11 protein-coding genes are annotated in these 13,320 nt (G+C 39.4%); 3 read left to right on the top strand and 8 right to left on the bottom strand.

Features of this window, described 5'->3' with window-relative positions:
* The first annotated feature begins 25 nt into the window (after positions 1–25).
* The 3 genes from AC04QZ_RS10805 to AC04QZ_RS10795 are packed head-to-tail and all read left to right on the top strand — an operon-like array spanning position 26 to position 3,405.
* The gene (locus AC04QZ_RS10805) at positions 26–1,840 is read left to right on the top strand and encodes a hypothetical protein (protein WP_478357776.1); all 1,815 of its coding nucleotides are present in this window, start codon (positions 26–28) and stop codon (positions 1,838–1,840) included.
* 51 nt (positions 1,841–1,891) lie between these two features.
* The gene (locus AC04QZ_RS10800) at positions 1,892–2,449 is read left to right on the top strand and encodes a LemA family protein (RefSeq protein WP_478357775.1); all 558 of its coding nucleotides are present in this window, start codon (positions 1,892–1,894) and stop codon (positions 2,447–2,449) included.
* Complete coding sequence (locus tag AC04QZ_RS10795) at positions 2,449–3,405, top strand: DUF3137 domain-containing protein (RefSeq protein ID WP_478357774.1); 957 nt, start codon at positions 2,449–2,451, stop codon at positions 3,403–3,405. The genes AC04QZ_RS10800 and AC04QZ_RS10795 overlap by 1 nt, the downstream gene beginning before the upstream one ends.
* 243 nt (positions 3,406–3,648) lie before the next feature.
* Here AC04QZ_RS10795 and AC04QZ_RS10790 read toward each other — a convergent pair whose 3' ends face one another.
* The 8 genes from AC04QZ_RS10790 to gltX all read right to left on the bottom strand — a co-directional run bounded on the left by AC04QZ_RS10790 (position 3,649) and on the right by gltX (position 13,167).
* Positions 3,649–4,014: a response regulator gene (locus tag AC04QZ_RS10790; RefSeq protein ID WP_086549472.1), complete on the bottom strand. Its 366-nt coding sequence runs from the start codon at positions 4,012–4,014 to the stop codon at positions 3,649–3,651.
* Positions 4,015–4,033: 19 nt separating this feature from the next.
* Positions 4,034–4,618 carry a chemotaxis protein CheB gene (locus tag AC04QZ_RS10785; protein ID WP_478357773.1) on the bottom strand — a complete coding sequence of 195 codons (585 nt, stop codon included), beginning with the start codon at positions 4,616–4,618 and terminating at the stop codon, positions 4,034–4,036.
* The gene (locus tag AC04QZ_RS10780) at positions 4,603–5,421 is read right to left on the bottom strand and encodes a CheR family methyltransferase (protein ID WP_478357772.1); all 819 of its coding nucleotides are present in this window, start codon (positions 5,419–5,421) and stop codon (positions 4,603–4,605) included. The genes AC04QZ_RS10785 and AC04QZ_RS10780 overlap by 16 nt, the downstream gene beginning before the upstream one ends.
* Positions 5,422–5,424: 3 nt before the next feature.
* Positions 5,425–5,796 carry a response regulator gene (locus AC04QZ_RS10775; protein WP_086548547.1) on the bottom strand — a complete coding sequence of 124 codons (372 nt, stop codon included), beginning with the start codon at positions 5,794–5,796 and terminating at the stop codon, positions 5,425–5,427.
* A gap of 15 nt (positions 5,797–5,811) precedes the next feature.
* Complete coding sequence (locus AC04QZ_RS10770) at positions 5,812–9,396, bottom strand: response regulator (protein ID WP_478357771.1); 3,585 nt, start codon at positions 9,394–9,396, stop codon at positions 5,812–5,814.
* An 18-nt stretch (positions 9,397–9,414) separates the two neighbouring features.
* Positions 9,415–10,548 (bottom strand): sensor histidine kinase, encoded by a 1,134-nt coding sequence (locus AC04QZ_RS10765; protein ID WP_086548545.1) that lies wholly within the window; start codon positions 10,546–10,548, stop codon positions 9,415–9,417.
* Between the two features lie 104 nt (positions 10,549–10,652).
* A complete protein-coding gene (ypfJ, locus tag AC04QZ_RS10760; protein ID WP_086548544.1) occupies positions 10,653–11,495 on the bottom strand; it encodes a KPN_02809 family neutral zinc metallopeptidase in 843 nt (280 codons plus the stop codon).
* Positions 11,496–11,658: 163 nt separating this feature from the next.
* Complete coding sequence (gene gltX / locus AC04QZ_RS10755) at positions 11,659–13,167, bottom strand: glutamate--tRNA ligase (RefSeq protein WP_478357770.1); 1,509 nt, start codon at positions 13,165–13,167, stop codon at positions 11,659–11,661.
* Positions 13,168–13,320 lie beyond the last annotated feature (153 nt).

The following is a 13,320-nucleotide window of genomic DNA, read 5'->3' as shown; positions in this document are numbered from 1 at the left end:
ATAAAATCACAGCTCTCATTTTTTAATGCCTGATACTAAAAGATACCGTTACAAAGTTTTTAAATGGATTGCGTGTACGTTACTCAGTGTTTTTATTGTACTTGCAGGTATCGCCTGGTTATTAAATGTAAAATCCCGCCCTATTTTAACTGATAGGATCAAAACACTGCTCTACAAATCGACCGATAGCTTATATACCATTAGCTTCACCAAGGTTTCTACCAATGTTTTTACCGGAAATGCCACTTTACAGAACGTAAAAATAATACCCGATACCAATAGGTTTAAGCAACTCATTGCCTTAAAAAGAGCACCGAACAATTTGTATACGGTTTCTTTAAAAAAACTGGTGGTTAAACGCTTCCACCCATTAACCTTATATCGCGAAAAAAAACTTCAGCTGGAAGAAATCATATTTGATAAACCTGAGGTTACCATGGTGAATCAGCAGTTTAGCTTTAACGAAGGGCGTGCACCGAGGCCCATTAAATCGCCTTACGCGATCATCTCAAAAAACCTGAAAGAATTTAGCATTAAAAGCATCCGGTTTAAAGATGTAAGCTTTAAATACATCGACAAAAACATAAGCAATTCATTGCCTTTCTCTATTGATGACCTCAATATTACCTTAACCGACCTCCTGGTTGATTCGACCTCTGCAGAAGATCCCTCGCGTTTTTATCTGATTAAAGATATTGTAATTAACCTCAATAACTATGTATACCACACTCCGGATAAGATGTACGATATTAAACTGGACAAACTGGATTTCAGGGCTACAACAGGTAAATTGAGGATTAACAGTTTTGCTTTAGTGCCATTACATGATGAGATGAACTTTGGTAAAGTTGCCGGATATGCCAGAGAGCGCTTCAACATCAAAATGAGCGACATTATGCTTAATGGGATTGATTTGCCACTATACATTAGCAAACAAGAACTCTGGGCGAAGGAAATGGCCATTACCAATGGTTTCATTTCGGTATTTAACCATAACGGCCTCCCCAAAAAACCGCAGGAAAACAAGATTGGAAAATTCCCCCATCAGCTCTTACAGCTTGTTCGTGCCCCTATTCTGGTTCAGAAAATCCAGCTGAAAGATATCAATGTAAATTACGCCGTTTACAACAACGAGAGTAACCAGAAAGGGCAGATTACTTTTGAGCATACTTCAGGCATTATCAAAAACGCCACCAACCTCGAAAAAATTAAAGCCATAAACCCCATTATGGAGGTAAACCTAAACACTTACCTGTTTAGCCAGGGAAAGCTGGATGTAAACTTTATATTTGATCTTACCGCTAAAGATGGTGCATTTTCGTACAACGGGGTTTTACACAACTTTAATGCGCGCGTTTTAAATCAGATTACCAAACCGCTTGGTTTGGTCCGCATTAACCGCGGAAGTGTCGATAAACTGAAGTTTAATTTTAAAGCCAACGATTTAGGTGCAAAAGGAACAGTAGCTTTCTCGTACTACGACCTTTCGGTAGCGCTGATGAAAAACGATCCGGAAAAAGATCACCTGGTTACCCGTGGTTTCCTTTCATTTTTAGCGAATGCTTTAATCATCAAATCAGAAAACCCGGGTGCAGACGGAAAGCTGGTACCTGTAACCGTAAATTACAGCAGGCCGGTAAATACATCATTCTTCAACATGATCTGGAAGAGCCTATTTACCGGTATAAAATATAGCATCGGTATAACGGAAGAAAAACAGAATGAAGTGCGCGAGCATATTGCAAAGTTTAAGGCCATGCGGGCCAATCATATCCAAAGGAAACAGAAACGATTAGAACGCCGGATAAAGAGAGCGCGGGAACAAAATGAAAAGCGATAACATTTTTGTAACCTTTTGTTATCTTTATTCTCTAAACCTTAAACTAAAATTATGATTATTGCCCTCGTTATTATCGGATTTATATTTCTTATCGGGATTTTCTTTTACAACTCACTTATCGGGAAGAAAAACCAGGTAACCAATGCCTTCTCGGCCATTGATGTAATGCTTAAAAAGCGCTTCGACCTTATTCCAAACCTGGTTGAAGTGGTGAAACAATACACGACTTACGAGCAGGGAACCTTGACCAAAATAGTTGAACTGAGATCTAAAGCGGGCTCACCTAACATCAGCAATGCAGAAAAAGCAGATTTAGATGCCCAATTGAGCAGTAGTGTGAAAGGTTTAATGGTTAATGTCGAAAATTACCCTGATTTAAAAGCCAATACTAACTTTATTAACCTGCAAACCACCTGGACCGAAAGCGAAGAACAGATTGCAGCTGCCAGAAGAACCTATAATGCTTCGGTAACAGATTACAACAATTCGATTATGATGTTTCCAGGGAGTTTATTTGCCGGCATGTTAAACTTCCAACCGATTGCTGTTTTAGAAACCGCAGCCGAAGAACGTAAAAACATTAGCGCTAAAGAACTTTTCAATAATTAATGTCGTTCGATATTGCAAGTAATGTAGCCTTACAGCAAGTTTTGGCTACAATGGAGGTAGAACGCAAAAGAATTGCCGCCGCCCAAACCAAAGGCTATATTTTTATTGCCGCGGGTATTCTGGTTTGTATTCTGGGTTTTTTCCTGAGCTTTCCCATTCCTGGTGTAGTTGGGGGTTTAATTCCCCTTATTTATGGTGGTGTTGTGCTATTCAAGATCAACGATGCTTTAACAGCTTATCAAAATGCCTATAAAACCAATGTAATTGGTGCAGCCCTTAAATTTTTAGACGAAAGCCTGTCAATTAATCCCTACGAGGGAATTGAAGCTTCGGAGTTTATGTACACACAGTTGTTCAGCACCGAGCCCGATCGTTATAAAACAGAAGACCTGGTAACCGGATGTGCTGATAAAACCCGGTTTTACTTTGCAGAGGTGCATGCCGAATATAAAACCGTAACCCAAACAAAAAACGGAACCCGAACCGAGTGGCACGACATTTTTAGGGGAATTATCTTTGCTGCAGATTTTAACAAAAAATTTAATGGTGTAACCATTGTCAGACCAAAAGATTTCGGAGCCGCTTTTGGTGCCTGGTTTTCAAAAAACCTGTTTTCTTTTGGCAGTAAGGATGTGATTCAATTGGAGAATGTAGAATTTGATAAGACTTTTGTGACTTATGGCTCCGATCAGGTCGAATCCAGGTACATCCTTACACCTGCGATGATGGAGCGGATATTAAACCTGAATCATCAAACCAAGTATAACATCAGTTTATCTTTTATCGAATCGAGAATGTACATTGGTTTCCCGCTGAACCGGAATTATTTCGAAGCGCCAGTTTTTAAATCATTGCTAAGCCCTGAAACAGTAAATGAAGATATCTCCACCATCAAGTTTATGTACGATATTGTTAAGGAGCTTGACCTGAACACCAGGATCTGGGGAAAGGAATAAAAGGTAGGGTATTCACAAGAATTAAAAAAAGCCGTCATCTCGACCGGAACGCAGTGGAATGGAGAGATCTGCCACGATAGATTTAGCTTCGCTGAGCACTACGTAGTTCCCGAATTCGTTACACTCTGCTCGAAATGACGATCTTTCGAGTCCTAGAAAACTTCGGAAGTTTAGCAGGGCTCATCCTAGACTCACGAAGTTTTCCTGCACACCCGCTTCTTCAAACTTCGAGGGTCTTCGGCGCTAGCTCAAATGTTTTTTCACAATTTCTTCGAGCGCAGCAATATCAAATGGTTTTGATAAGTAACTATCCGCGCCAGCTTCATCCGCTAATGAAGATATATCATTATTGGCCGAAAAATAAATCACCGGAATATGTTTTAAATCAGGGTGGCTTTTTAATGCTTTAGTAGCCTGTATTCCGCCCAGATCGGGTAACCAATTATCCATAAAAATCAGATCAGGCATATAGGCCGCAACCTGTTCTTCTATGTTATTGGCATTTTCAGATGTTTTTATCTCATACCCGGCATCTTCCAAAATAAATGTACAGAGATCAAGGATGTCCCTATTATCATCAAAAACAAATACTTTTTTTGCAACTATCATATTAACCTCCGAAAAGCAATTAATCATTTAACTTATTTATATAATCAGCCATATCATGGCTATCCAATAACACATGCGGTTTAACGTTCAGTACCGCCTGCTGTGGCATATACGGCATTATTGCCGTATTTGGATTTTGTATAACCACCCTACCGCCAAAATTGTTTACACTTTTTAACCCTTCTACTCCATCTGCGTTGGATCCTGATAGTAAAATACAGACTAATTTTTCTTTATAAACCTCAGCTGCTGATTGAAAGGTTACATCAATTGATGGCCGGGAATAATTTACTTTTTCCGAATAATCTAAAGATATACTTTGGTCTTGCTCCACCAGCATATGATAATCAGCAGGTGCAATAAAAACTTTGCCCGAACTTAAAAATTCCTTCTCTTCTGCTTCACTTACCGCCAGTGTAGTACGCGATTTTAATAAGTCGGTTAAAAGAGACTCATTACTGGCCTTACGGTGCACCACTAACACAATAGGAAAACTGATATCATTCCTTAAGGCAGGGAAAATTTCGAGCAGCACATCTAAGCTACCGGCCGAACCGCCGATAATTAATGCTCCACATGGCTTTAGGTTTACAGTTTCCGCCATATTTTCTCCATTTTAACCCTTTTATATTCTTTGGCTTTTGGCCAGAACTCCAGGCTTTCTTTACTTCCTAAGGCAAGGTACCCTAATTTCTCGATGCTACCATCAAATAGATTAAATACTTTATGCTGTAAGTCTTTATCGAAATAAATTAATACGTTTCTACATAAAATAAGCTGAAATTCGTTAAAAGAATGATCGGAAACCAGGTTATGTGTAGAAAAAATCATTTTATTATTTAAACTTTCATCAAATTTTGCCAATGAGTAGTTTGCCGTGTAATAAGTAGAAAAATCTTTTAATCCACCCGATTGTAGATAATTTTCAGAATATTGCTTCAGGTAATTTAAGGGAAACATGCCTTTTTTTGCTTTTTCTAAAACCGATGGATTAATATCTGTGGCATAAATAAGCGATTTATTGAGCAAATTAAGTTCTTTTAAAACAATGGCAAGTGAATAAGCTTCTTCTCCGGTAGAACAGCCAGCCACCCAGATCCGGATAAACGGATAAGTGCCCAGTACAGGAAGTACGTCGTTCCGCAAAGATTTATAAAAGGAAGGATCGCGGAACATTTCGGTAACATTAACCGTAATCTCCTCTAAAAAACGCTTAAAATACTGCTTATCTGTTTTAATGGTGTAACGAAATTCGGCGAAACTCACAAAATTATCCAGCCCGTAAAGGCGAATAATCCTTCTTTTTATCGATGCATGAGAGTATTCCAGAAAATCATAACCGTGAGTTTCTAAAACATCATTCAACAGGATTTCTACCTGTTCATTATCTATTGCATCACTTATCACCAGCTATTTTGTAAAGTTTTCTATTTGAATTAATAACTCGTCAACATTTATCGGTTTTGAAACATAACCCGAGGCTCCTGCACTTAAGCAACGTTCCTTATCGCCAACCATCGCCTGGGCCGTTACCGCTAATACTGGTATATTCTGCATTTTCGCCGATTTTTTCATGGCTGCAATGGCCTGATAACCGTCCATATCCGGCATCATCATATCCATTAAAACAATGGCAACATTATCGTGCTTTTCCAGGATAGAAAAACCTTCTTTGGCACTTATAGCAGATAAACAATCAAAACCTTTGGCCTTTAAAACAGCTTTTAAAGCAAAAATGTTTCGGTTATCATCATCAATTATGAGAATTAATTTTTGAGGCATAAAATAAAAAATGGTTTATGATTTATGATGATTTTCGTACAACCATACTCTTAATAAGGATATCAGCTGATCCATATCTACCGGTTTGCTTATATAATCGGATGCACCTGCAGCAATACACTTTTCGCGATCGCCCATCATGGCTTTTGCCGTAACGGCCAAAATCGGCAGATTCCGGTATTTTATATCCTGCCTGATGGCGGTTGTCGTTTCGTAACCATCTAATTCCGGCATCATCATATCCATTAAAACGACATCAATTTCCGGATTTTCGTTTAATAGTTTAAGCGCTTCTTTACCATCAGTGGCTGCTACAACTTTCATTTGATGCTGCTCTAACATTTTGGTTAAGGAGAAGATGTTACGTACATCATCATCAGCCACCAGCACGGTTTTACCCACCAATACATCCTGCAATTCTGAAAACTTTTTAGGTGTTTTGGTTTTTTCCTTACTTTTTTCTTCTACCAGGTGAAGGAACAGGCCTGCTTCATCCAAAATACGCTGATAAGAATGTGCCGTTTTTACCACAATGGAATCAGCATATTGTTTGATCCGGTTTTCTTCTCCTTTTGAAAGGTTTTTACCGGTGAAAATGATGATTGGTAAATTCTCTAAACCAGGTGTTTTCTTTACCACTTCCAGGGTTTCGTAAGCATGTTTATCAGGAATACCCATATCCAAAATCACGCAGTTAACCTCTGGCTTATGCAGGGCAGAAACACTTTCGTTTACCTGGTTAACAATTTCTGTCTGGATATTAAAATTGCTTAAAAAATAACTTAAAGCCTTGGCGTGTTGTTCATTTTCTTCAACGATAAGTACCTTTTTAGGGTGACGGCTTAAGGCATGCTCCAGTTTCGAAAATATCTCCTGCATGTGCTCAAAAGCAAAAGGCTTATTTATAAAGTCTACCGCTCCTTTTAATAAACTTTCTTTTTTAACCTGCAAAGAAGACATAATGTGCACTGGAATTGGTCGCGTTGAAGGGTCTGATTTCAGCTCTTCCATGACCTGCCAGCCATCTTTAACCGGCAGCTGGATATCGAGTAAAATGGCAAGTGGTTTAAAGGTTTTAGCCATTTCAATACCTGCATCGCCCCGAACGGCAACCAAACCTTTATAGTTTCTTTTACGGGTAAAATCTAAAAGTGTTTTGGCAAAAGGGGTATCATCTTCAACAATTAAAATCACTTTATCATCAGGCTGAATATTATCGCGGTCATCTTCAATCTCCTGCGGAATATTCTCGACGGTTAAATGGCTTACTTTTTTTACCGGCGGCTCTAAAGCGATTACCGGTTTATCTGCACTCGGCACAACACCGTCAAAACCTTTATTTCGATCAATAGGTAAGGTTAGCGTAAAAATACTTCCTTCGCCCTCCGTACTTTTTAAATCAATGTAACCGCCCAATAGTTTGGCCAGCTCTCTACTAATGGAAAGCCCGAGGCCTGTGCCACCGAACTTACGGCGTGTAGAGCCGTCGGCCTGTTGAAAGGCTTCGAATACCATACCTTGCTTTTCGGGTGCAATACCTACGCCGGTATCGGTAACTTTAAACACCAGCGCACCTAGCTTTTCATTTTTATTGATATTCAGGGTTACTGCACCTACGGTAGTAAATTTAATCGCGTTTGACAGCAGGTTTTTGATAATCTGCTCTAAGCGCATTTTATCAGTATGAAAAAACTCCGGAACCTCTGCTGATTTTTCGATCACAAAGTTTAGGTTTTTTTCTTTAGCCAAAGGGTTAAACAGCGAACGCATGTTAAAGATGATCTCATCAACCTTAATATTGGTGCGATCGAGTTCCATTTTGCCTGCTTCAATTTTAGAAAGATCTAAAATTTCGTCGATTAAACTCAAAAGCCCCTGACCTGAACTTTGAATAACCTCTGCATATTCCTGGTGCTCGCGATCCATCGCCTCATTTTCGGCCATTAACCGCGACAATAGCAATATCGAGTTGAGTGGTGTTCTTAACTCGTGCGACATATTGGCCAAAAATTCTGATTTATACCTTGTACTCAATTCTAAAGCTTCGGCCTTTTGCTGAATCTCTATATTGCGTTCTTCTATCAGTTCATTTTTTTCTTCCAGCAGGCTGCTTCTTTCTTCCAGTTCCTGGTTGCTTTGCAACAGTTCTTCTTGCTGTACACGTAATTCCTCTTCACTGGCCTGAAGTTTCTGTGCCTGTGCTTCGAGCTCCGCATTTAAGCCTTCCAACTCATTGTGCTGAACCTGTAATTCTTCTGATTGTGCCTGCGTTTCTTCTAATAACTGCTGAAGCTTTTGTCTGTTTTGTGCGCCCAGCAATGCAGTACCCACATCAGATAAAACCAAGTTTAAAAAGTGTAATTGCAGATCGCTGTATTTACCAATGGTACCTAATTCTAAGCCGCCTATTGAAATTTCATTTCTAATAATTGGCAGCACAATGAGCTGTGCCGGTTTTATATTCCCGGTAGCATGCGTAACGGTGAGTTCGTTCTGCGGAACATCGTCCAGAAATATTGGTTTACCTGTTTTAACCGACTGGCCAATTAAGCCCTGGCCAAGTTCTATGGTTTGGGCTAAATTTTGTCCTTGTAAAGCATACTGCCCTTTTAAGTGCAGGTATCCATCATCTTTAAATAAATAAATGGCACCAATCTGGCTTCTGGTATAATTGGCCAAAAACGCTATAATATCTTCTGCCAAATGGAAAACGTCTTTTTCGCCCACCATTTTTACGTTTAAGTTGGCTACACCAGTTTGCAACCATTCGTTTTCTTCTAATGTATCGAAAGATTTTTTCAATGATGTTGACATTGTATTCAACGAATCGGCAAGTTCGCCGATATCATCCCGGCTTTGGCTATCGAGTTTTACGCCATAATTACCGTTAGAAATTTGATAGGCAATTTCTTTAATGGCAACAATACGTTTCTCCATCTCGTATTTTTTATCTTCAATTTCCTGTTGAAGTTTAACACGTTCATCAAAATCGATTGATACTCTACGGTAAAAAAACAACGTAATCAGAATGGCAAGCAGTGCCGCAATTAAAATCAGTATCGGGGTATAAGCGGTTAGCTTATTTAATTCGTTGGTTCTTTCTTCAAGCAATCTTTTCTCTTCAGTTACCATTTTGCTGACGATTGACCTCGCCTCATCCATGTAAACCTTGCCCTGAAACAAAACTGTAGGATCAATAACACCGCCCAAAGTTTTAATCTCAATGGTCGATTTAATGATATCCATTCTTTTAAAAAGAATATTTTTAAGTGCTGCTATATTTTTTTGCTGAACGCTATTATCCTTAGTATCCAGTTCAACTCTTTTCAGTATTACAGCGGCAGAATCGCTTGCACCGTAATAAGGTGCTAAAAACACCTTGTTTCCGGTTAGTAAAAAGCCCCGCTGACCCGTTTCGGCATCTTTTAAATAGGATATAATACTCTCCGAGTTTAAAATCACTTCATCACTGTGTTTAACCAGTTCGGTACTTTTAATCAGGTTATTAATACTGATATAGGAAGCCAGCGAACTGATAAATAGAATAATTAGCGATAAGCCAAGGCCTAAACGTAAATTATTTTTAAGAGTTGTTTTCATTATATGAATTAAGGATAATTAGATTTGATTTTTAAGGATTTCTTCTTCGGTAGTGGGAATGATAAAATAAAATTCAGAGCCCTCATCCGGCACACTGTTTACGCCAATTGTGCCTCCGTGGCGGTTAATAATTTCCGAACAGATATATAAACCAATACCCAGGCCGTTAAACCGGTTACTGTTTTCTTCTACCCGATAAAATTTATCAAAAATTTTGTGCTGCTGTTCTTTTGAAATCCCAATACCAAAATCTTTTACAGCCAGATAAAGTTTTTCATCTTTAATGTGGATGGTTACGTTAACCTGGTTGGTACCAGGGGCGTATTTAATGGCATTGGTAATAAAATTGATAACCACTTGTTCCAGTCGCATTTCATCTCCAAATACCATTTCGTCGGTTTTACCCAGTTTGCTGATTTTGAAATCAGGATTAGATTGCTGCAACATCTCGATGGCATTGTTTACCATGTTATCAACACAAAAGCTTTTCATGTTAAACTTCATCTTTCCGCTTTCAATTTTCGAGATATCGAGCAGATCGACAATTAATTCATTTAATTTTTCGAGCTGGATGCTGGCTTTTTCGAGATGGTTCTGGGCCATCGTTTTATCATCTCTGTTGAGGCTGCGCTGCAGCAACTGAATATATCCCTTTACACTGGTTAAAGGTGTTTTTAACTCATGACTGGCAATGCTGATAAATTCGTCTTTTTTATGTTCGGCCTGCTTTCGGAATTCGATTTCTTCGAGCAATTTTTCCTGTACTTCGTTAAGTTTTCTGTTCTGCTCGTAAATGCGATAAAATGTTTTTATTTTGAGGAGCAGCACATTAATATCAACGGGCTTGGTAATGTAATCCAGTCCGCCGCTAAGGTATCCTTTGGTAATAAATTTTAACTCTGTATTTACAGCCGAAAGAAATATAATGGCGGTATCTTTTGCCTTACTAAAACCCGAAATGGCTTCAGCCACCTCGAAGCCATCCATATCCGGCATTTGTACATCGAGAATAATCAGGACGTAGTTGTTTTTTAAAACTTTTTTCAGCGCTTCTTCGCCAGATGATGCGGTATCAACCTCAAAATTGTGTGCTTGGAGTACTTTCTGTAACGAGATCAGGTTTTCGGGCCTGTCATCAACTATAAGGATCATCTTTATTAAAACAAATAAGAAGCCGGGATAATTATGTTTGGTTTTGAGATAAAAATCTCATTAACTGTAAACAAACAACACTCTTTTAAAAAAGTTTTGATTTTTTATAAATTATTTGAATTAAAGGTATCACCCTGTTTAATATCTCCGGTTTCAAAGCCTTTTTTAAACCAATACATGCGCTGTGCAGAGGTGCCGTGGGTAAAGGAATCGGGCTGAACATCGCCTGTAGCCTGTTTTTGCAATTTATCATCGCCGATGGCATTGGCAGCAGTTAACGCTTCTTCAATGTCGCCTTCATCTAGTTTAAAATCTTTTAGGTTTTGTGCATTATGCGCCCAAAGTCCGGCAAAAAAATCGGCCTGCAACTCCAATTTTACCGACAAGCGGTTATATTCTTTTTCACTCACCTGTCCGCGTGCCTGGTCGAGTTTTTCCGAAATGCCCAATAAATTTTGAACGTGATGGCCAACCTCATGTGCAATTACATAAGCCTGGGCAAAATCTCCGGCAGCACCGAAACGGTTCTTTAAATCATCGTAAAATGATAAATCGATATAAACTTTATGATCGCCAGGGCAGTAAAATGGGCCTACATTGGCTCCGGCATTTCCGCAGGCCGTTTGCACAGCATCTCTGAATAACCTGAGTTTAGGATATTCATACTGTTTGCCCATTGCCTGAAATTCCTTATCCCAAACCTGCTCGGTTGATTCTAACACACCCGCAACAAACTGTGCCTGTGGATCGTTAGCGGGTACGCCCTGCTTTACTTCTTCTGTCCCAGCAGTAGCCGGAATCTGGCCAACTAAACCCGTTAAATCTTTACCGAAAATTAACCCGAGTACAACAATTATTATACCTACACCGCCACCGAGGATGGTTTTTCCACCACCGCCACTTCTGCCGTCTTCTACATTATTACTGCCTTTACCAAACCATTGCATAATCTATTCTTTTAGTTTAATGAATAACCTTAATTACGGGACAATTGTTATACTAAAGTATAAATTATTTTTATTGATTTACCCTTTCGCATTTTCACAAAAAAAAGAAGCCAGGTTTTAAACCTGACTTCTTCTATTATCGCTTGTAGCCATGAGGCTTATGCTAGCTATTAAAAACAGCAATTGCTTTTGTTATTCTTGTTTTAGTTTCTGCTACGCCTAACAAAACTGCAATATCAAAAACGCCCGGGCCAAATTTACCGCCTACCAGCATAATGCGGAAAGGCAACATCAATTCGCCTGGTTTAAAGCCTTTTTCTTCTGCCAGGGCTTTAAAAGCCGTTTCAGCACTTGCCGCATCAGTTAAGGTTAAACCATTAGCAAAAGCATTAAAAAAATCAGCTTTTTCTGCTGTCCATTTTGGCTTTACCGAGTTTACATCATATACTTCCGGTGAAGCAAAAAAGTAACTGCTCTGCGCTACAAAATCGGGCAATAATGTACAGCGATCTTTAATTAAATCAATAACGGTATTTAAAAAAGCATTGTCATTTACTTCAATTCCTGCTTTTTCCAGCTCCGCTTTAACAGCTGGCGCTAAGCGCTCAGCGCCCTGCGATTTAATCCACTCATGGTTATACCACTTGGCCTTTTCAAAATCGAATTTAGCGCCTGCTTTACTGATTCTTTCTATTGAGAATTTGTCTTCCAGCTCTTTTAACGAGAATAACTCCTGGTCGGTACCATCATTCCAGCCTAAAAGTGCCAGCATATTGATAAAGGCTTCGGGCATAAAACCCATTTCCTTAAATCCTTTGGTTATATCGCCAGTTTTAGGATCGGTCCAGTTCATGGCATAAACCGGGAAACCTAAGCGATCGCCATCGCGTTTACTTAATTTCCCATGTCCATCGGGCTTTAAAATTAAAGGCAAATGCGCCCATGCAGGCATATCTGCTTCCCAGCCTAAATATTTCCAAAGTAAAATATGAACCGGTGCCGAAGGCAGCCATTCTTCTCCTCTAAAAGCATGGGTAATTTCCATCGCTTTATCATCAACCACAACAGCTAAATGATAAGTTGGCATTCCGTCGGCTTTTAAGAGTACCTTATCATCAACCAATGAAGTTTCGAAACTTACATCGCCGCGGATTAAATCATTAAAATGTACAATTTCCTCGGCTGGTACTTTAATGCGGATAACATGCGGTGTTTTGGCCACCAATAACTCCTCCACTTCGCTAATGGTAAGGGTTAAAGAATTGCGCATCTGCATCCGTGTGGCCTGTCCGTATTGGAAATTGGGAATTTCTTTACGTTTGGCATCTAAATCTTCCGGTGTATCGAAAGCGTAATACGCATAACCATCACTAATTAACTGCTCGGCAAATTTGCGGTAGCTGGGTTTACGCTCGCTTTGGCGGTATGGGCCATATGCACCAGGATTATCAGGGCTTTCATCTGGCGTAATGCCGCACCAGTCTAAACAGTTCACTATATATTGTTCTGCGCCTTCTACAAAGCGGTTTTGATCGGTATCTTCTACACGAAGTACAAAAGTTCCATTATTCCTTTTCGCAAATAAATAATTGAACAAGGCGGTACGCACACCGCCTAAATGCAAACCTCCGGTTGGGCTTGGGGCAAATCTTACTCTAACTTTTTTATCCATAAATTGGTTTGTTGAGCGGTTGGCGTTAGGCGTTGGGCGCTCTGGCGCTTACCGCTCTGCGCAAAACGCAAGACGTTGCAAAGATATGTTTTTCATCCATTTTATAGTGTTTTCATCTGCGATGAAGCTATTATGCATTCGAAATGATCGCTT

It is taken from the genome of Pedobacter folensis (assembly GCF_056490665.1).
Note: the sequence above shows the minus strand (reverse complement) of the source record. Positions and strands in the feature narration are given on the sequence as shown.